Here is an 18,606-nt window from a genome sequence, read left to right as displayed (position 1 = left end):
TTTTTGTGCATTTACGAGCCGCAGAGGAAGGTATCAGCGTCGAGATGATTTTTTTGTGAAAAAAAGTGTTTCATAAGTGCAATAGGGATAAAGGAAAGCCCGCCCCCCTCAGAGCGACGAAGTGTATCGCCGCTCATCAGGTGATACGAAATCAGTGACCTTTGCCAGAGTGTCCGCCTGCATGCCCTGAGCCAGAGCCTCCATCGCTGCCATCAAGCGGGGTGTGCCGGGGCGCTTTCAGCGCTTCGTCCGCATCAACTTGGGCTTTGGATGCTTCTTGACTGAGCCGTTCAAGGGCTTGCAGGTTGGTTTTGCGTACGCTGTCGACAAAGCCGGTAAACGGCAAGTCGGTGATGCCGATCATGCCGAAGTGGCCGTTTTCACCGTCGAGCAAACGGCCAGTCACCGGCTGATCCAGATACTGGAACCAGTGAACCCCGACGATCGACGGCTCGGCCACAGCCTGTTGAACAAACTTGGCATAGGCCGGCCCACGCGCGTCTTCGTTGGCCACTTCGGTCACGCCCCCCCAGAACGGACCTCGATCGCGGGAGCCAAAGTTGAATTCGGTAATCATCACTGGCTTGTCCAACGCTCGCAGTTGGGCGAAGTCATAGCCGTCTTGGGGTTGCAAGGTGTAGAAGTTAAAACTCAGCACGTCGCAGTATTTCGCGCATGCGGCCACCGCTTCCGGGGTGCTGACAGCAAAGCGCCCGCCCAACAGTAAATGGTTCGGTGCATGCCATTTCAGCGAGTCGGACAGTGTTTTGAAGTAGGTTTCTGCAAAGACCTTTTGGAAATATTTGTAGTCCGCCTCGATTTCTGGGTGCTCAGCGTCAGGCAACGGCCCCTCGAAACCTGGGTCTTCCATTAACTCCCAAGCCGGAATATCGACACCCCACGCTTTGGACAAGCCTTGCTGGTTGCGGTACTTATCGCGCAACAGTTTAAGAAACGCACGTTTGGCCGGTGCATCCGTGGTCATGCGCAACGTACCTAATGCCAGCGCATAACGCGCTTTGGGGTCATCACCCGCCCCGGCCCACGCCAGTTCGTTATCCGCGAAATAACCGATCAACCAAGGGTCATCCCGATGGTCGCGAGCGGCAATCGCCACGGCGCGCTCGGCGGCCATGGCAAAGCGCGGGTCAAACGGGTCAGGCATACCGCCCCACCAGTCGGAGCCCGTGCTGATGCTGTTGTAGTCTCCCACGATCGACAGCGGCAAGGTGTAAGGCACACGATCATTGAGGCCCAGCTGCGGGTCGCTCCAGTTGCCAACGGTATTGAAACCCCAGGCTTGCAAGCGATCCAGGGCATGGGTCTGCCAGCGTTTGGGATCAAATGCTTGTGGGCCACACTCAGCGACTGGATCGGTAGCGGGCTCGGCTTTTGCGGCGACGCACGGCTCTGCGTTAATGCGCTGCACGTTGGCCGTATAAAAGTTGTACCAGCGCCCACCGTTAAAGGCCCGCCCCTGAGATGAGCCCGTGTTGTTGCGATGGTTCGATGCACCGTAAAAAGCGGCCAAAGGGCTGGCGTCTTTAGGCAGATCCGTAAACATCCATTCACGCCCGGCCACGTAGGTCTGGCTGTCGTTGGCCGTCACGGCGTTCAGGCCCAGCGAATAAAACGGGTGCCCTTCGGGGGTCACTAGATGCCAGCGACCATTGCGCTTTTCGGTGCGGAAAAAACCAGTGGCTTCAAAGGCTGGCCCCTTGAGCAAACCTCCGTAGGGGTCAAGACCTGTACGTGCGGCCAACCAGCCCTTGAGTTGCTGCTGTTCTTTGGCCGCAGCCGCTTTGAGCTGCTCATCATTGGCCACCCGCTCAGGCCATTTGGCCCGGGTCGACTGGCCGTAACCGTCAACGATCGAGCTGTAGACGGTCTTGATCACGCCGTCACTGTCCTGCACCCCAAAACGCTCCAGCAGGATGCTTTGCGCGGCTTTGGGTTGCGGGATCGACAAGGTCACCGACACCACTTGGCTGCGATCAATCTGCCCCTCGCTGCTGGCCAGCAAGATACGCTGCCCATCGACCATGGTTGGCATCGGCGGGCCAGCACGCATGCCCTGACTGCGCGGCGAATAGGCTTGCAGCGGCAATAACAAGGTTTGCGCGGGCCCTGCAGGCAGGTCGACACGGCTGGTGAGGGTATTGCCGTTACTGCTTTGAACCGTCACGTCGAGCGTGAGGGCCCAGCTCATCGCGTTTTGAATGCGCAGGGTCATCATCCCGGACTGCGACCAGTCCCACACCCCGGTTTGCGGCGTTAAACGCACGCTTGGCGCCGTTGCCGGGTTGAAGGTCACACGGCGCAAAACCTCTCCCTGGGCCGTCTGCTCCGCATTGTATTGCGGCAGGCTCGCATCAACAGTTGCCACGCGCACCACATCAGCCGGGCGAACGAAGTTAAACAGGGTTTGCTGGCCGGAAGGCGCCGCCAGCAACGGGGTCGTGACCAGCAACGCGAAAAAGGCAGACAACGAACGGCGAATCATATGGATATAACTCTCCCTGACGGCCAGCAAAGGGCCTGTGAGGTCATGAATGTCTCAACAAGGACAGCAAGGTCGGCGACAACACCGACTTGCGCTTAAGAAATTTCGCGACGGAACGGAGGCAAGGCATTCAGGATAGCTTTGCCATAGCGCTGCGTGACCAGCCTGCGATCGAGCAAGGTGATAGTGCCGCGGTCTTGTTCGGTGCGCAGCAAGCGCCCGCAAGCCTGAACCAGCTTGAGCGAAGCATCAGGCACCGAAATTTCCATGAAGGGATTGCCGCCACGGGCTTCGATCCATTCGGCCAATGCAGCTTCAACCGGATCATCGGGCACTGAAAATGGAATTTTGGCAATCACCACGTGTTCGCAGTAAGCGCCGGGCAAGTCCACGCCTTCGGCAAAACTGGCCAGGCCAAACAGCACGCTAGAATCCCCACCATCGACCCGCGCCTTGTGCTTATTGAGGGTTTCCTGCTTGGACAAGTTGCCCTGGATAAACACTTGCTTGCGCCAGTCACGCTCCAGGCCGTCGAACACGTCCTGCATTTGTTTGCGCGATGAAAACAGCACCAATGTGCCCCGCGAGCCCTCAACCAACCCTGGCAGCTCACGAATGATCGCAGCGGTGTGTGCCGTTGCATCACGTGGATCAGCCTTGAGGTCCGGAACCCGCAGCACACCCGCGTCGGCATGGTGAAATGGGCTCGGCACTACCGCTGTAACAGCCGTTCTGGGCAAACCGGCACGCATGCGAAAACGGTCAAAGGTGCCCAATGCCGTCAGCGTGGCCGATGTCACCAGCGCGCCATACGCCACGTTCCACAGGTTGCGACGCAGCATTTCAGCCGCAAGAATCGGGCTGGCGTTCACTTCGATATCAAACAGCGAACCACTTTCAGCCAAGGTCAGCCAGCGCGCCATGGGCGGGTTGTCTTCCGGGTCTTCGGTGGTGAACGCCGTCCATAGCTCCCAGTTGCCCTGAGCACGGGACAGCAGGCTGCCGAACAGCGGGTACCACTCTTCGGCTTGCTGGCTGGTGATGCCAATGTTGACCTCACCCTCCATGCCGTCCTTGAGCAACTCAGTCAACCGGGTGAACACATCGGTCAGCCGCGAAAAGCCTTTCTTCAACTCAACGCCCATTTCACGCAGGTGATCAGGAATCAAGCCGCCGACAAAGCGATGGCGCGGACGTTCACGCCCTTCGGGTTCTTCACCGACTTTGAAATCAGCAATTTGCTCGCAGGCACTGAACATGAACTGTTGCTGGGCCTTGATCTCTTTCGTCAGCTCAGGCACTTGCTCCAGTAAACGCCCCAAATCGCCAGGCAGCGGGTGCTGAGCGAGCAATTTAGTGAGATTTTTGCCCGTTTGCTCCAGCCAGTCAGCGGTCGAACGCAAGCGAGTGTAGTGTGCAAAGTGGCCGATGGCCTTGTCTGGCAGGTGGTGGCCTTCGTCGAACACATACAAGGTGTCACGCGGGTCGGGCAACACGGCGCCGCCCCCGAGGGCCAGGTCGGCCAATACCATGTCGTGGTTGGTGACGATGACGTCGACCTTGCCCATCCCTTCACGGGCCTTGTAAAAGGCGCACTGCCCGAAGTTTGGGCAATGGCGGCTGGTGCACTGGCTGTGGTCGGTGGTCAGGCGCGCCCAGTCCTGGTCCTCCAGGGCCTGGGGCCAGCTGTCGCGGTCTCCGTCCCACTTATTGCCCGCCAGTTTTTCGATCATGCTGGTAAACAGTTTTTGGCTCGCTTCATCGACTTCAATCTTGAAGCCTTCCTCTTCAAACAGCTGCGCCGTCGCGGTTTGCGCGTGGCCCTCTTGCAGCAACATGTCGAGTTTGGAGAGGCACATGTAACGCCCACGGCCCTTGGCCAAGGCAAAGCTGAAATTCAGTCCGCTGTTGCGCATCAAGTCCGGCAGGTCTTTGTAGACAATTTGCTCCTGCAGCGCGACGGTCGCCGTGGCGATAACCAGACGCTTGCCTGCGGCCTTGGCCGTCGGAATGGCCGCCAGGCTGTAGGCGACGGTTTTACCGGTGCCGGTGCCCGCCTCAACGGCAACCACCGCCGGGTCGCCACTGCGGTGGTTTTCTTCGTCGGTGTCGATATCGCCCAGCACTTTGGCCACTTCAGCGATCATCAAACGCTGGCCATAGCGCGGCTTGAGGCTTTTGGCTTCGAGAAAACGCGAGTATGCGCCCTGGATCTGGGATTTGAGTTCGGTACTAATCATGGTTCTTCGGGCGCAAGAAACGCTGGATAAATTTTCAGTGGTTCGAATGGCCGCTATCATACCCCGCTAATTGATTCTGCGCCGAACGGAGTACCTCGATGACCGCCTTTGCCGTTGCTTACAGCCTGCACTTACTGGCCGCTCTGATCTGGGTGGGCGGGATGTTTTTCGCCTGGATGATCCTGCGCCCCGCGGCTATGACGGCCCTTGAAGGCCCTGCGCGGTTGAAGCTGTGGGTAGAAGTGTTTCAACGTTTTTTTGTCTGGGTGTGGGTGGCTGTGGTGATTTTGCCGATCAGCGGCATGGGCCTGCTGCAAATGCGCTTTAGCGGCTTCGAAACGGCCCCTCGCTATGTGCAGATCATGATGGGGCTGTACATCGTGATGGTGGCGCTGTTCATCCGGATTCAGTCGCTGCAACTGCCAGAGTTGCGCAAGGCCGTGGAGGCGCAGGAATGGGCCGCAGGAGCGGCGATCATGGGGCGGATTCGACGCCTGGTCGGGTGCAATCTGGTGCTGGGCCTGGTGGTCGTGGCGATTGCTGCGGCGCGGCCGATGTTTTAAGACGCTTGCACACACCTGTAGCCGCTGCCGCTGGCTGCGATGGGCTGCGCAGCGGCCCTGCTTTTGAATAAAAAGCGAAGGCCTGCGACCCTTATCGCAACCTGCGGCAGCGGTTACACGCTTGACGGATTACAAGCGCTGAATGGTCACTGCACCTGGTCTGCCTGCTTCACCGGGTTGCCCGGCTTGGCCTGGGCGTCCCGATTTGCCCGCGTCTGTGCGATAAACAATACAGCCTTTGGATTTACCCCCGACACCCGGGCGACCGGCCTGACCAGGCTTGCCGCCGGGACCACCCTCAACCAGCACCTTGATCTGCTCGTCCGGGAAATCACGAGGCAATTGGACCCGCACCTGAGCACCTGCTGCGCCTTGGTGGCCATTGCCGCCGTCATCACCATTGGCACCTGAACCTGCAGAACCCCACGTACAACCCGGTTCATCACCATTACCGCCATCAAGCCCGGCAAAACCCGGCGCACCGCTGCCGCCACGGGCATCGATCAAGAGTTGCGGGGCTTGCAGCGATTCGATCCTGAGGTTCAAGTCACGCGCTGGCCGGGCCGGCCTTTCAAACGTCCCCGACGCGCCACGTGCGCTGATCTGGCTGCCTTCACCAAGGTCGGCACGTGCCACGTGCAATTCGATCCCGCGCTCGGCAGGCACGATAACGATGCGCGACTCATGCCCCAAATGCAGCTGGTCAATGTTGACCTGGCTGACACCCGCCGGAATCAACAGCGTGCCGTAATCCGCCACGTCGAGCTTTTCCAGCCTCAATACAGCCACATTAGCCGGCAGGCGCATCATCGAGTTGGCTTCAACCTGCACCACCTCGGCATGAGCGAATGGGCTGCATAAGGCAGCCAGTAAACATAACTTACGCATGGCTGTTGCCTTGTCCGGGAGATTTAGGGAGGGTTTGTACGTGCAGAATTCCGATTAAAAGGATGTACAGGCGATCGCGCCAAGGATGGGGGCGCCCTTTCAGGCTGCTGTTGAACAACAACAGCTCAAGCAAATGAGTCAAAAACAACAGACTCCCTGCCAGATTAATCAGTAAATCGAATGGGTTGCTCAGTGGTTTAAATACATTGATCACAACGACAACCCAGAACAACAACGTCAAAGCCTTCCCCAGCCCCCAAAGCACCTTCATACAACCGCCCTTTCTATGTTTTTCTTTGAGCGCACATTAACGGCTAGCAGGAGCACCACGCCAGTGGCCTCTTAAAAAAAAGATTCGCTGCGAGCCGGTTTCCCCTGGACAACCCGACAGCGAACCCTGACACCCATCGCGCCGCTCTAACATGCGTCTTTCGTCAATTCGCAACAGGTCAGCGAATTGCGCGGCGCACCTGACTTAACGAATGATTTGAATCTCTGTGCGGCGGTTGAGCGCACGCCCCTCAGGTGTCTGGTTGGTGGCAACCGGATTCGACTCACCCGCGCCCACAACGGAGACAAACTGATTGCGTGGCACCCCGCTTTCGATCAAGTACTCGACCACCGATTGCGCCCGCTCTTTCGACAGTTTGAGGTTATAGGCGTCTTTACCCACGCTGTCGGTGTAACCGGTGACTTTAAGCTGGGCGTTGGCCGCGTCTTTTTTCAGACGTACGGCAATCACGTTGAGCTTGTCTTTGTCAGCGGCGGTCAGTTTTGCCGAGTTGAATTCAAAGTGAACATCACGCACCACAATGGTTTCTTCTTTAACCACAACCACTTGCTCCACCACGACCACTGCCACGATAGGGCAGCCCACCGCGTCGACTTTCACGCCTTTGGGGGTGTCCGGGCACTTGTCGCGACTGTCAGGCACACCATCGCCGTCTGCATCGCCATGCACCCAGCAGTACGCGGCGGCCATACCCGCACCGAAGACGGCCCCCCCGCCTGCCCAGGCAGAGCTGTTGATCGCGCCCAATGCTGCCCCTCCTACGCCGCCAACCGCCGCACACGTGGGCCAATCGGTTTTTTGTAACCCGGCGCAGCCTGTCAACACGCTGGTCAGAACAATCAAAGGTACGGCGGTCCTGATGATGCTCATAAAGGGTCTCTCCTGAGGGGGTCGGCAATGGGCCGATGGGTTGAAAGTAAAGACTGCAGTTCGGCTATTAGCCAGCATGCACATCCCCCCTACGGTCTGTTCCCGTTTCATTGCAAGCCGCGTCGCTGGGTCAAATTTAGCCAGGCAAGGCGCAGAGCCAGGAGAATGGTTGTTCCCTTCTCAAGCTCTGCAACACCGCCTGGCTAAATTTGACGCGGGGCCCCCAGGGACGAAAGCCCACGTGGCTGCAATGAAACGGGAACAGACCCTAGGCTGCAAGCCCGCAGCAGGCTAGTCTTGGACGCTCTGATTGAGGACTAACAATGACGTCTGGCATTTCTACACGCACACCTCAGCAAGCCCTGGCGGCGCTGCTTGATCTCTACGCGCCACAGCGCTTGCTGGTGGTCGGCGCCAGCCAGTTCCCCGCATTGCAAGCGTTTCAAAACGCTCATCCGCAAGCGGTCGTGGCCCATGCAGCTCCCGGCGCATTACCGCCAGAGCTGGCCGCACAGCGTTTTGACCTCGCGCTGGTGGTCGATTGTCTGGAGCATTTACCCAAGCGCACGGGCCTGGAACTGCTCGGCGGGATTCGCAACCTGAACGCCAGCCGCATCGCGGTGTTGGCCGATCTGGCGGCTTGCGACTGGAAAGACACCGACTTTTTCGCACTTGCGCTGCAAAGTAATGAACGCTTTCAGCGCGATGAACAGGTGCTGACCTTGTTCACTTATGACTTGCGCGAATACAAACAAGTGCCTGACTGGCTGAATGCCAGGTTTTGGGCAAACCCGGAAAACTTTGGTAAGTATTGGTGGTAAGCCGATGAGCACATCCATTTGCCCCTGTGGCAGCGGCAATTTGCTGGACGCCTGCTGCGGGCATTATCACGCCGGGCACCCGGCACCCAGCGCAGAGACATTGATGCGCTCGCGCTACAGCGCCTACGTGCTGGGCCTGATCGACTATCTGGTCGATACCACCCTGCCTGTGCAACAGGCCGGACTCGACCGTCAGTCCATTGCCCACTGGAGCGCACAAAGCACTTGGCTGGGGCTGGCAGTAGAAAGCAGCGAAGTGTTCGGTGGCCAACCCGAACATGCTTTTGTGACCTTTACTGCACGTTGGCATGACACCGAGGGTGAACACAGCCACCGCGAGCGTTCCTGCTTTGTACAAAGCGCAGGGCGCTGGTACTTCATCGATCCAACGGTGCCACTCAAGGTCGGGCGCAACGATGCCTGCCCCTGTGACAGTGGGCTGAAGTTCAAAAAGTGCTGTGCGAGTTATATGGGCAGCTAGAGCAAAAAAGGGAGCAGGCAATGAATTCTCGGGCACGAATAACAAAAACAATCGCCCTGGTGATGATGCTGGCGTTGTCCGGTTGCGCGTCGTGGTTTGAATCCACAGACAAAAATCCGGATCTGCACCTGGTCAAGGTCGAACTGGTCAAGGCCAAACTCTTGGAGCAACACTTCAAGCTGCGTTTTAGGGTGGATAACCCGAGTGACTCAACCCTCACGGTGCGTGGCCTCAGCTATTCGCTCTATCTGGGCGAGATAAAACTGACTGAAGGTGAGTACGACAGATGGTTCAGCGTCGAGCCAAACAGCTTTAAGGTGTTCGTCGTGCCCGTGCGAACCAACTTGTGGCCGCAGGTGCGTCCCTTGATCAAATTGCTTGAATCCCCTGACCAGCCTGTCCCTTATCGGCTGGATGGCACGCTGGAAACGGGCCTGTTCTTCGGTTCCGACGTGCACGTGGTGCGTAAAGGCGAGATAATGCCCGGCGATTTTATTCCAGAGTGATTAAGTAATGACCCAGCAACCCCACGTTCATGGCCCTGACTGCAACCACGATCATGATCATCACGCGCATGACCACGATCACGGCCACGTGCATGGCCCGAACTGCGGCCACGCCCCTCAAGAGCCCGTGCGAAATGAACTGAAAGACATTGGCCGCAACGATCCTTGCCCGTGCGGCAGCAGCAAAAAATTCAAGAAGTGCCACGGCGCCTGATCTTCAGACCGCCCTGCAAACGCCGCACCTGCCTTAGCACGTGCGGCGTTTGTTTTTTGGAGTCTGACTGAGCAGGCCCTTTCAAGGGTGGAGGCATTGGGAGTAAAACTGGCAGCCCTTAGTGAGCCGCTATGACTGCGTGACTCTGCCCCTCAGGAGCCCTTCATGATTGATCTTTATTACTGGACCACTCCCAACGGCCACAAAATCTCTTTGTTTCTTGAAGAGGCCGGCCTGCCTTACACCGTGCATCCGGTGAATATCGGCAAAAACGAACAGTTCAAGCCCTCCTTCCTGAAGATCGCCCCGAACAACCGCATTCCGGCGATTGTCGATCACGCACCAGCCGATGGGGGCGAGCCTCTGTCGCTGTTTGAGTCAGGCGCCATCTTGTTGTACCTCGCGGAAAAAATCGGCCAGTTCCTGCCTAAAGACCTGCGTGGGCGCCAAGTAGCCCTGCAATGGCTGTTCTGGCAAATGGGCGGCCTGGGGCCCATGGCCGGGCAAAACCATCACTTCAAGCGCTTACCCGAGAAAATCCCGTACGCGATCAAACGCTACACCGACGAAACGACTCGCCTATACGGTGTGTTGAACAAGCAACTGGAAGGCCGTCATTTTGTCGCGGGCAATGAATACAGCATTGCTGACATCGCTATTTACCCGTGGATCGTGTCACACGAGCTCCAGGGCCAGAATCTGGATGACTTCCCGGCGCTGAACGTGTGGTTCGAGCGAATCAAGGCTCGCCCGGCGACCGAGCGTGCCTACGCGCTGGTGAACCAGATCAACCCGGCGCAGTAAGCGTCTGCGCAAAAACTGTGGTCGCTGCCGAAGGCTGCGATGAAGGTTGCGGGGCGTTGAGAAAACGGGTTGCTCCGCCCCCCTTAGCAGCCTTCGGCAGCGACTGCGGGGGCTTGTTGTTGATAGCGCTTGCGCAGTGTCATCGGCCTCACTAACGTAGCGCCTTTCGATGACATTACCCCCGCAGGAGCTTTGCCATGGCCTCGCCAGCCCTTACTCATTATTTACCCCGGTTCGGCGTTGCCGCGGCAATGGTCAGCCTGTTGGGCTTGTCCGGTTGCCAGCTAAATACCCTGTCCAGCGATAGCCTGGTTCCAAGCTCGGGTGTGCAGCCCCTCAAGGGGTTGGCGCAGAACGTCTCGGTTCGCCGCAACAGCCAGGGCATCCCTCTGATAGAAAGCAGCAGCTTTCACGATGCGCTGTTCACCCTGGGCTACGTACACGCCAGTGACCGCATCAGCCAAATGGTGCGCCTACGCTTGCTCGCCCAAGGCCGTTTGGCTGAACTGGACGGCAGTGACGCGTTGGACAGTGACCGCCTGATGCGCAGCATCAACCTCAAAAAGAACGCAGACGAGCTGTATAAAAGCTCATCGCCACGCCTTAAGAAATTCTTTGAAGTCTATGCCCGAGGCGTCAACGCTTATCTGTTCCGCTATCGCGACAAACTCCCGTCCGACCTCGCCCAGGCGGGCTATCAGGCTGAATACTGGAAACCTGAAGATTCAGCGCTGATTTTCAGCCTGTTGAACTTCTCGACCTCGGTCAATCTACAAGAAGAACTCAATTCGCTGGTGCTGGCGCAAAAAGTCAGCGCCAGCAAACTCCCGTGGCTGACGCCGACGTACCCCAATGAGCAATTGCCCACCAGTGAAGCCGATAAACTCAACGGCATGAACCTGGCCAGCCAATTGCCAGGCTTGAGTGGCGTGACTCAAGCACTTGAGCGCATAAGCCAACTCAATCTGCCTGGCGTCACAGCTTCAAGCGACTGGGCGATTGGTCCGCAACGCAGCCGCAGCGGCAAAAGCCTGCTGGCCAACGATATTCACCAGCCGATCGGTATTCCCTCAGCCTGGAATTACGTGCAAATCCGCGCGCCTAAATATCAGGCTGCTGGCGCGTCTATCGCTGGCTTGCCGACGCTGTTTGCCGGCTTCAACGGCAAGGTAGCGTGGGGCATGAGCATGGCAATGGGCGATAACCAAGATGTGTTTCTGGAGAAGCTCAAGCGTCAGGGCAACCACTTGTACTACCTGGCCGATGGCACATGGCTGCCCGCTACGGTGCGCAACGAAACATTCTTCGTCAAAGGCCAACGCCCGATTCGCCAAGCCATTTACGAAACACGCCACGGCCCGCTGCTGAACAGTGCTGTTGGCACACCCAATGCGCTGGACAGCAGCCTGGGGCTGGCCCTGCAAACCCCGGACGTTAAGGGCGATAAAACCCTTGATGCGTTTTTCGACTTATCCCGTGCGCAAAACAGCGAAAGCGCGTCTGACGCCAGCCGCGAAATTCGTGCGATTGCACTAAACCTTCTGTACGCCGACGCCAGCCATATCGGCTGGCAAGTCACCGGGCTGTATCCAAACCGCCGTGAAGGCCTGGGCCTGTTCCCGTCACCGGGATGGGACAACCGCTACGATTGGGACGGTTACGCGGACGCCATGCTACACCCGTACGACCAAGACCCGGCGCAAGGCTGGCTGGGCACGGCCAACCAGCGTACTGCGGCTTATGGATACGGCATGCAGTTGTCCAATTCGTGGTTGTCACCAGAGCGCAGCGAGCGTCTCGCTCAGATGGCGGGCAGCGGCAAGCAAGACGCACGCAGCATGATCGCGATGCAGTACGACCAGACCACACTGTTTGCAGCCAAGCTCAAAACCATGTTGACTGCACCGGGCATGGCGCAACCGCTGAAACAGTCGATCGCCGCATTGCCTGCGGCCGATCAGGCCAAAGCCCGCGAGGCCCTGACCCGCCTGATAGCCTTTGACGGCAAACTCAGCCCAACGTCGGCCGACGCAGCGCTGTATGAGCTGTTTTTGCAAGAAAGCACCAAGCAGATCTTCCTGGATGAGCTGGGCCCTGAATCCAGCGCCAGCTGGAAAGCCTTCATCGCCAACAGCAACCTGTCGTATCCGGCCGTCAGCGATCACTTGCTGGGCCGTGAAGACAGCCCGTTCTGGGACGACATTCGCACCCCGCAAAAAGAAGACAAACCGACCATCCTGGCCCGTAGCCTGGCCGCCGCCGTCAGCGCCGGTGACGGCCAATTGGGCCTTGATCACCGGGCGTGGCAATGGGGCAAGCTGCATTACTACCTGTGGCGCAATGCCAATGGCCAAACCGTTCGCGGACCTGTAGCAGCGGGGGGGGATCACACCACGCTCAACATCGCGGCGTACAAGACCGGCAGCAACAGCTTTGAAACGACGTTGATTCCGGCAATGCGCATGATCGTCGACTTTGGGCAGAGCGAACCGATGATGGGCCAAAACAGCACCGGCCAATCCAGCAACCCGGCCAGCCCGCATTACGCTGACGCTATCGACTCTTGGCTCAAGGGCCAATACATCAGCTTCCCGATGCAGCCGCAGAACTTCGATAAGGTCTACGGCAAGACGCGCCTCACGCTGGTGCCGGGCAAGTAACAAAGGGCTGCGTGTTTAGGTTGGAACAGGCACAGACTGTGATCTTCTGATTTTTGCCGATCAAACGATCACAGCCTGTGCCAGCGCCTACCTGAGAAAGGTCGCGCGCAGAATGTTCGCACCGATTAAGAGCGCGCCTTTATCCGCGCTCTTTTTTCGCGCACAACACCCACACGTTGGCCCTATTGATCCTTTTAATTCCTCTCCTATCCCACTCTGGTTCGGTTATTGCTACTTCTCTCTGGTCGTAGCGCTCCAATAACCGTACTCACGCGCCACAAGCGCTCATTGGTTTTAGGGATTGAATAATGAAAAAAGCATTTCTGGCCCTTTCCGCACTGACTTTATGCATGGCTGCAGGTTCTGTTTTAGCCAAAGAGTACAAAGAACTGCGTTTTGGGGTAGACCCCTCCTACGCTCCGTTCGAGTCCAAAGCGGCTGACGGCAGCCTGGTGGGTTTTGATATCGACTTGGGCAATGCCATCTGCGCCGAACTGAAAGTGAAGTGCAAATGGGTCGAATCCGACTTTGACGGCATGATTCCCGGCCTTAAAGCCAACAAATTCGACGGTGTCATCTCGTCCATGACCGTCACCCCGGCCCGTGAAAAAGTCATCGACTTCTCTAATGAGCTGTTCTCGGGCCCCACGTCACTGGTGTACAAAAAAGGCTCGGGCTTGAGCGCAGACACTGCCTCGCTCAAAGGCAAAACCGTTGGTTATGAGCAAGGCACCATCCAGGAAGCCTACGCCAAGGCGGTGCTGGATAAAGCCGGGGTGACCACAAAGGCCTACGCCAATCAGGATCAGGTGTATGCCGACCTGACTTCAGGCCGTCTCGACGCTTCGGTCCAGGACATGCTGCAAGCCGAACTGGGCTTTTTGAAATCGCCCCAGGGTGCTGATTACGAAGTCAGCAAAGCCATTGATGATCCTCTGTTACCGGCCAAAACAGCCATCGGTATCAAAAAAGGTAACAACGAGCTACAAGCCCTACTCAACAAAGGTATCAAAGCGTTACACACGGACGGCACCTATGACACCCTCCAGAAAAAACACTTCGGCGATTTGAATCTGTACAGCGGCAAATAACGCCCCGGCACCCACGCTTGCGTGGGTGCCTTTTTGAATGCCATGGGCTCGATTGTCATGCTTGAAAATCTCGTACAGAACCTGGGGCTCTCTACCTTCAGCTTGCAGGGGTTCGGCCCCTTGCTGCTGCAAGGCACCTGGATGACCCTCAAATTATCAGTGCTGTCGCTGGCGGTGAGCGTATTGCTCGGACTGCTGGGCGCCAGCGCCAAACTCTCCAGCATGAAGCTGCTGCGCCTGCCGGCCCAGCTCTACACAACACTGATTCGGGGCGTACCCGACCTGGTGCTGATGCTGCTGATTTTTTATAGCCTGCAAACCTGGTTGACCAGCTTCACCGATGCCATGGAATGGGATTACATCGAAATCAACCCGTTTAGCGCCGGAGTGATCACGCTGGGGTTTATCTACGGCGCCTACTTCACCGAGACATTCCGCGGCGCAATCCTCTCGGTACCTCGTGGTCAGGTCGAAGCAGCAACCGCTTATGGCCTGAAACGCTGGCAACGATTCCGCTTTGTGGTGTTCCCGCAAATGATGCGCTTTGCCCTTCCGGGCATCGGCAATAACTGGATGGTGATGCTCAAGGCCACGGCGCTAGTGTCGATCATTGGTCTGGCCGACTTGGTCAAGGCCGCTCAAGACGCGGGCAAGAGCACTTATCAGCTGTTTTACTTTTTAGTGATTGCGGCACTTATCTATCTGGCGATCACCAGCGCGTCGAATTTCGTCTTGCGTCGTCTGGAACGCCGTTATGCGGCAGGTTCACGGGAGGCTGTACGATGATTGAACTGTTGCAGGAATATTGGCGACCGTTTCTGTACAGCGATGGTCAGCACATTACCGGGCTGGCCATGACGCTGTGGCTGCTGAGTGCCGCGCTGGTGATCGGTTTTGTAGTGTCGATTCCGCTGTCAATCGCCAGGGTTTCATCCAGACGCTGGGTTCGCTGGCCGGTGCAGTTCTACACCTACCTGTTTCGTGGCACACCGCTCTATATACAACTGCTGATTTGTTACACAGGGATCTACAGCATCGCCGCCGTGCGCGCCCAACCCGAGCTGAATGCGTTCTTTCGGGATGCGATGAATTGCACCATTCTGGCCTTCGCCCTCAACACCTGCGCCTACACCACGGAGATTTTTGCCGGTTCCATTCGCAGCATGGCCCACGGCGAAATTGAGGCAGCCAAAGCGTATGGCCTCAGTGGCTGGAAACTTTATGCCTACGTGATCATGCCTTCGGCCTTGCGTCGTTCATTGCCGTTTTACAGCAATGAGGTGATCCTGATGCTGCACTCGACCACCGTAGCCTTTACCGCAACCATCCCTGATGTGTTGAAGGTCGCACGGGATGCAAACTCAGCGACGTTCTTGACCTTCCAGTCGTTTGGCATCGCGGCCATCATTTATTTGTGCGTCACTTTTATTTTGGTCGGTTTATTTCGACTGGCGGAGCGCCGCTGGTTGGCCTTTCTCGGCCCTGCCCACTAGGACCTTTTCATGCAGCGACATCAAACCCATCCCTTGCTGGCACCTGTTCCCGGCACCGAGCGGCATATTCACAGCTTTCATTACGGCCCTGCCAAGCCACAGGGCAAGGTTTACATTCAAGCTTCGCTGCACGCCGATGAACTGCCCGGCATGCTGGTGGCCTGGCACCTGAAAAAGCGCTTGGCCGAGCTGGAAAGCGCAGGCCGTCTGCACAGCGAAATCGTGCTGGTCCCTGTGGCCAACCCGGTGGGCCTGGAGCAAGTGGTGATGGACATCCCGCTGGGTCGTTACGAACTGGAAAGCGGGCAAAATTTCAACCGCAACTTTCTGGACCTGAGCACACAGATCGGCGATGACGTTGAAGGGCTGCTAAACAACGACCCGGCGCATAACCTGCACATCATCCGCCAGCACCTGCGCAAGGCGCTGGCCGCGCAAGTGCCTGCCACACAGCTGCAATCACAGCGCCTGACCCTGCAAACACTGGCATGCGATGCCGATGTGGTGCTGGACTTGCACTGCGACTTTGAAGCGGTGGCCCATCTGTACACCACGCCCGAGGCCTGGCCACAGGTGGAACCGCTGGCGCGCTACCTAGGTGCTCAGGCCAGCCTGCTGGCAACTGACTCCGGCGGCCTGTCGTTCGATGAGTGCTTCACGCTGCTGTGGTGGACATTGCAGCAACGCTTCGAACATTGCTTTGCTATCCCGCAGGGCAGTTTCTCGGTCACCGTTGAGTTGCGCGGCCAAGGTGATGTGAGCCATGCGCTCGCCGAGCAGGATTGTCAGGCGCTGATCGATTACCTGATCCGTTTGGGTGCGATTGAAGGGCAAACCAAACCTCTGCCTGACCTGCCCTACCCGGCCACACCGTTGGCCGGTGTCGAGCCGGTCACATCTCCGGCTGGCGGGGTGCTGGTCTTTCACGTCAAACCCGGCGATTACCTTGAGGCAGGCCAATGTGTAGCCGACGTCATTGACCCCATCAATGACCGCCTCACCCCGGTTTACTGCTCACATTCAGGGCTGCTTTACGCCCGATCGCTGCGGCGAATGGCAACTGCCGGCATGGTGATTGCGCATGTGGCAGGCCGTGAAGCCTACCGCAGCGGCTATCTTCTTTCTGCTTGAGGTCTGCATGTACAAACTCAGTGTCGACGGTCTGCATAAAAGCTATGGCGACAATGAAGTGCTCAAAGGTGTGTCACTCAAGGCGAAGACCGGGGACGTGATTTGCCTGATTGGCGCCAGCGGCTCGGGGAAAAGCACCTTTTTGCGCTGCATCAATTTTCTGGAAACGCCTAACGATGGCGCAATGAGCCTGGATGGCAAATTGATTCGCATGATCGGCGATAAAAACGGCATGCGGGTGGCTGATGATGCCGAGTTACAAAGCCTGCGCACGCGGCTGGCGATGGTGTTTCAACACTTCAACCTGTGGAGCCACATGACCGTGCTGGAGAACATCACCCTGGCTCCTCGCCGGGTGCTGGGACGCAGTAAAAAAGACGCTGAGGAGCGCGCCAGACGTTACCTGGACAAAGTCGGCTTACCTGCTCGGGTAGCCGATCAGTACCCGGCTTTTTTGTCGGGTGGCCAACAGCAGCGCGTCGCTATTGCCCGGGCGCTGGCGATGGAGCCCGAAGTGATGCTCTTCGATGAACCCACCTCGGCGCTGGACCCGGAACTTGTAGGCGAAGTGTTGAAGGTGATCCAGGGCTTGGCTGAGGAGGGCCGCACGATGATCATGGTCACCCATGAGATGAACTTCGCACGCAAGGTCGCGAGTCAGGTGGTGTTTCTGCACCAGGGGCTGATAGAGGAGCAAGGCGCGCCGAGCGATGTGCTGGACAACCCTAAAAGCGAGCGCTTGCGCCAGTTTTTGAGCGGAAATTTGAAGTAGGCGCCTCCCACCCTGCGGGAACGTAACCGTGAACCTCGCGATCGTTTGAAAGATCGCGAACCAGCTCGTTCCTACAGATTGGGTGCTTATCAAGCCACAGGGGCAGGCGGCGCCTCGTCCGGCAGTGTCGGCACGCCAGGTTCGGTGGGTTCAGTGGGTTGCGGGGTGTCCGGGTCAGGCTGGCCGGGGATGCCGCCTGCGTGCAGCTTGGGAAACGCGAGTAGCGACCAGGCCAACAATCCAACCTGATTAGGCTCAAGGTTTGCCAGTTGGGCGCGGATACTCGGATCGATCTTCATAGGGGCACTCCTGAGCGATGATCCGGCTCGCTGGGTGCGTAACCGGAAATACACTCAGTAGAGTGCTTTTTCGCTCAAGAATTCCCTCAGCTCGTCAGGTACGTGGCAAGGTCACGCCGCGCTGACCCTGGTATTTGCCACCACGGTCCTTGTAAGACACTTCACACTCTTCGTCCGATTCGAAGAACAGCATCTGTGCCACGCCTTCGTTGGCGTAAATTTTGGCCGGCAGCGTAGTGGTGTTGGAGAATTCCAGCGTCACGTGACCTTCCCACTCAGGCTCAAGCGGCGTCACGTTGACGATGATGCCGCAGCGCGCGTAGGTGCTTTTACCCAAGCAGATGGTCAGCACATTACGTGGGATACGGAAGTATTCAACGGTACGCGCCAGCGCGAAAGAGTTTGGCGGGATGATGCAGACATCGCTGGTGACATCAACAAAGCTGCCCTCATCGAAATTCTTCGGATCAACGGTGGCCGAATTGATATTGGTGAACACCTTGAATTCATTGGCACAGCGAACGTCATAGCCGTAGCTCGACACGCCGTAGGAAATCAGACGATCAGCGCCTTCGCCACGTACCTGACGCTCGACGAAAGGCTCGATCATGCCGTGCTCTTGCGCCATGCGGCGAATCCACTTGTCTGATTTGATGCTCATGGCGGGGGTGTCCTGAATAGCGAGGTGGAAAAATTCTGTCCGGCATCTTACCGGGGCCGAGGGCTCGGTTCAAAGGCTGGGAAAAAAAACTTGAAAATAGCTGTAGTCACCGTGAATACAGGCTGTAAGGACCACCATCAGTCACGTTTTTAGAGAAACCTTCACAAAGACCCTTTGCACGTCCCGGAAAAAGGGTTAAGGTAGCGCCACTGTGCTGCTTGTGTCACTGAGAATCTCTACACGATATGTTGAATTTCGATCCAACCATCTCCAAGAATTTTTCCTGCTCTTTGCACTCAGTCTCGGCCAGGGTTCTT

Annotated in this window: 19 protein-coding genes; 12 read left to right on the top strand and 7 right to left on the bottom strand. The window is 57.6% G+C overall.

The window, feature by feature from the left end:
- Positions 1-151: 151 nt before the first annotated feature.
- A complete protein-coding gene (locus tag ACIQYF_RS21505) occupies positions 152-2,503 on the bottom strand; it encodes a beta-galactosidase (RefSeq protein ID WP_402865845.1) in 2,352 nt (783 codons plus the stop codon).
- Positions 2,504-2,598: 95 nt separating this feature from the next.
- Positions 2,599-4,743, bottom strand: coding sequence for an ATP-dependent DNA helicase DinG (gene dinG, locus ACIQYF_RS21500; protein ID WP_402865843.1), 2,145 nt, complete (start codon positions 4,741-4,743; stop codon positions 2,599-2,601).
- 98 nt (positions 4,744-4,841) lie between these two features.
- Between dinG and ACIQYF_RS21495 the strand changes: the two genes are divergently transcribed.
- Positions 4,842-5,306, top strand: coding sequence for a CopD family protein (locus tag ACIQYF_RS21495; RefSeq protein ID WP_402865841.1), 465 nt, complete (start codon positions 4,842-4,844; stop codon positions 5,304-5,306).
- 129 nt (positions 5,307-5,435) lie between these two features.
- Here ACIQYF_RS21495 and ACIQYF_RS21490 read toward each other — a convergent pair whose 3' ends face one another.
- From ACIQYF_RS21490 to ACIQYF_RS21480, 3 genes are all read right to left on the bottom strand, one after another.
- A complete protein-coding gene (locus ACIQYF_RS21490; protein WP_402865839.1) occupies positions 5,436-6,194 on the bottom strand; it encodes a collagen-like protein in 759 nt (252 codons plus the stop codon).
- Positions 6,187-6,465, bottom strand: coding sequence for a DUF1145 domain-containing protein (locus tag ACIQYF_RS21485; protein WP_402865837.1), 279 nt, complete (start codon positions 6,463-6,465; stop codon positions 6,187-6,189). Before ACIQYF_RS21485 ends, ACIQYF_RS21490 begins: the two co-directional genes overlap by 8 nt.
- A gap of 204 nt (positions 6,466-6,669) precedes the next feature.
- Positions 6,670-7,356: an OmpA family protein gene (locus tag ACIQYF_RS21480; RefSeq protein ID WP_402865835.1), complete on the bottom strand. Its 687-nt coding sequence runs from the start codon at positions 7,354-7,356 to the stop codon at positions 6,670-6,672.
- A 323-nt stretch (positions 7,357-7,679) separates the two neighbouring features.
- Here ACIQYF_RS21480 and ACIQYF_RS21475 point away from each other — a divergent pair, with 323 nt between their 5' ends.
- The 11 genes from ACIQYF_RS21475 (at position 7,680) to ACIQYF_RS21425 (ending at position 17,329) form a co-directional block, all read left to right on the top strand.
- The gene (locus tag ACIQYF_RS21475) at positions 7,680-8,177 is read left to right on the top strand and encodes a DUF6231 family protein (RefSeq protein ID WP_402865833.1); all 498 of its coding nucleotides are present in this window, start codon (positions 7,680-7,682) and stop codon (positions 8,175-8,177) included.
- 4 nt (positions 8,178-8,181) lie between these two features.
- The gene (locus ACIQYF_RS21470) at positions 8,182-8,658 is read left to right on the top strand and encodes a YchJ family protein (RefSeq protein ID WP_402865831.1); all 477 of its coding nucleotides are present in this window, start codon (positions 8,182-8,184) and stop codon (positions 8,656-8,658) included.
- A gap of 20 nt (positions 8,659-8,678) precedes the next feature.
- The gene (locus tag ACIQYF_RS21465) at positions 8,679-9,164 is read left to right on the top strand and encodes an LEA type 2 family protein (protein ID WP_402865829.1); all 486 of its coding nucleotides are present in this window, start codon (positions 8,679-8,681) and stop codon (positions 9,162-9,164) included.
- Between the two features lie 7 nt (positions 9,165-9,171).
- Positions 9,172-9,378, top strand: a complete 207-nt coding sequence (locus ACIQYF_RS21460) for an SEC-C metal-binding domain-containing protein (RefSeq protein WP_322238478.1) — start codon at positions 9,172-9,174, stop codon at positions 9,376-9,378.
- 165 nt (positions 9,379-9,543) lie between these two features.
- Complete coding sequence (locus ACIQYF_RS21455) at positions 9,544-10,182, top strand: glutathione binding-like protein (RefSeq protein ID WP_402865826.1); 639 nt, start codon at positions 9,544-9,546, stop codon at positions 10,180-10,182.
- Positions 10,183-10,379: 197 nt separating this feature from the next.
- A complete protein-coding gene (locus tag ACIQYF_RS21450) occupies positions 10,380-12,842 on the top strand; it encodes a penicillin acylase family protein (protein WP_402865824.1) in 2,463 nt (820 codons plus the stop codon).
- A gap of 308 nt (positions 12,843-13,150) precedes the next feature.
- Positions 13,151-13,933, top strand: coding sequence for a transporter substrate-binding domain-containing protein (locus ACIQYF_RS21445; RefSeq protein WP_402865822.1), 783 nt, complete (start codon positions 13,151-13,153; stop codon positions 13,931-13,933).
- Positions 13,934-13,990: 57 nt separating this feature from the next.
- Complete coding sequence (locus ACIQYF_RS21440; RefSeq protein ID WP_402865820.1) at positions 13,991-14,719, top strand: ABC transporter permease; 729 nt, start codon at positions 13,991-13,993, stop codon at positions 14,717-14,719.
- A complete protein-coding gene (locus ACIQYF_RS21435; protein ID WP_402865818.1) occupies positions 14,716-15,426 on the top strand; it encodes an ABC transporter permease in 711 nt (236 codons plus the stop codon). The genes ACIQYF_RS21440 and ACIQYF_RS21435 overlap by 4 nt, the downstream gene beginning before the upstream one ends.
- A 9-nt stretch (positions 15,427-15,435) precedes the next feature.
- The gene (locus ACIQYF_RS21430) at positions 15,436-16,557 is read left to right on the top strand and encodes a succinylglutamate desuccinylase/aspartoacylase family protein (protein WP_402865816.1); all 1,122 of its coding nucleotides are present in this window, start codon (positions 15,436-15,438) and stop codon (positions 16,555-16,557) included.
- Between the two features lie 7 nt (positions 16,558-16,564).
- Entirely contained in the window at positions 16,565-17,329 is a 765-nt protein-coding gene (locus ACIQYF_RS21425) for an ABC transporter ATP-binding protein (RefSeq protein WP_402865814.1), read from the top strand.
- 89 nt (positions 17,330-17,418) lie between these two features.
- Here the strand turns inward: ACIQYF_RS21425 and ACIQYF_RS21420 are convergent, their stop codons facing one another.
- Both ACIQYF_RS21420 and dcd read right to left on the bottom strand, forming a co-directional pair.
- Complete coding sequence (locus ACIQYF_RS21420; RefSeq protein WP_402865812.1) at positions 17,419-17,628, bottom strand: hypothetical protein; 210 nt, start codon at positions 17,626-17,628, stop codon at positions 17,419-17,421.
- Between the two features lie 94 nt (positions 17,629-17,722).
- Positions 17,723-18,289: a dCTP deaminase gene (dcd, locus tag ACIQYF_RS21415; protein WP_019411020.1), complete on the bottom strand. Its 567-nt coding sequence runs from the start codon at positions 18,287-18,289 to the stop codon at positions 17,723-17,725.
- Between the last annotated feature and the right edge of the window lie 317 nt (positions 18,290-18,606).

This window comes from Pseudomonas sp. NPDC096917 (assembly GCF_044762555.1).
Taxonomy (GTDB): domain Bacteria; phylum Pseudomonadota; class Gammaproteobacteria; order Pseudomonadales; family Pseudomonadaceae; genus Aquipseudomonas.
The sequence above is the reverse complement of the archived record's forward strand: the minus strand, read 5'-3'. Positions and strand labels throughout refer to the sequence as shown.

Bases quoted from the DNA above. Each gene is read 5' to 3' on its own strand.
- ACIQYF_RS21505 (WP_402865845.1), bottom strand. From the start codon at position 2,503: ATGATTCGCCGTTCGTTGTCTGCCTTTTTCGCGTTGCTGGTCACGACC.
- dinG (WP_402865843.1), bottom strand. From the start codon at position 4,743: ATGATTAGTACCGAACTCAAATCCCAGATCCAGGGCGCATACTCGCGT.
- ACIQYF_RS21495 (WP_402865841.1), top strand. From the start codon at position 4,842: ATGACCGCCTTTGCCGTTGCTTACAGCCTGCACTTACTGGCCGCTCTG.
- ACIQYF_RS21490 (WP_402865839.1), bottom strand. From the start codon at position 6,194: ATGCGTAAGTTATGTTTACTGGCTGCCTTATGCAGCCCATTCGCTCAT.
- ACIQYF_RS21485 (WP_402865837.1), bottom strand. From the start codon at position 6,465: ATGAAGGTGCTTTGGGGGCTGGGGAAGGCTTTGACGTTGTTGTTCTGG.
- ACIQYF_RS21480 (WP_402865835.1), bottom strand. From the start codon at position 7,356: ATGAGCATCATCAGGACCGCCGTACCTTTGATTGTTCTGACCAGCGTG.
- ACIQYF_RS21475 (WP_402865833.1), top strand. From the start codon at position 7,680: ATGACGTCTGGCATTTCTACACGCACACCTCAGCAAGCCCTGGCGGCG.
- ACIQYF_RS21470 (WP_402865831.1), top strand. From the start codon at position 8,182: ATGAGCACATCCATTTGCCCCTGTGGCAGCGGCAATTTGCTGGACGCC.
- ACIQYF_RS21465 (WP_402865829.1), top strand. From the start codon at position 8,679: ATGAATTCTCGGGCACGAATAACAAAAACAATCGCCCTGGTGATGATG.
- ACIQYF_RS21460 (WP_322238478.1), top strand. From the start codon at position 9,172: ATGACCCAGCAACCCCACGTTCATGGCCCTGACTGCAACCACGATCAT.
- ACIQYF_RS21455 (WP_402865826.1), top strand. From the start codon at position 9,544: ATGATTGATCTTTATTACTGGACCACTCCCAACGGCCACAAAATCTCT.
- ACIQYF_RS21450 (WP_402865824.1), top strand. From the start codon at position 10,380: ATGGCCTCGCCAGCCCTTACTCATTATTTACCCCGGTTCGGCGTTGCC.
- ACIQYF_RS21445 (WP_402865822.1), top strand. From the start codon at position 13,151: ATGAAAAAAGCATTTCTGGCCCTTTCCGCACTGACTTTATGCATGGCT.
- ACIQYF_RS21440 (WP_402865820.1), top strand. From the start codon at position 13,991: ATGCTTGAAAATCTCGTACAGAACCTGGGGCTCTCTACCTTCAGCTTG.
- ACIQYF_RS21435 (WP_402865818.1), top strand. From the start codon at position 14,716: ATGATTGAACTGTTGCAGGAATATTGGCGACCGTTTCTGTACAGCGAT.
- ACIQYF_RS21430 (WP_402865816.1), top strand. From the start codon at position 15,436: ATGCAGCGACATCAAACCCATCCCTTGCTGGCACCTGTTCCCGGCACC.
- ACIQYF_RS21425 (WP_402865814.1), top strand. From the start codon at position 16,565: ATGTACAAACTCAGTGTCGACGGTCTGCATAAAAGCTATGGCGACAAT.
- ACIQYF_RS21420 (WP_402865812.1), bottom strand. From the start codon at position 17,628: ATGAAGATCGATCCGAGTATCCGCGCCCAACTGGCAAACCTTGAGCCT.
- dcd (WP_019411020.1), bottom strand. From the start codon at position 18,289: ATGAGCATCAAATCAGACAAGTGGATTCGCCGCATGGCGCAAGAGCAC.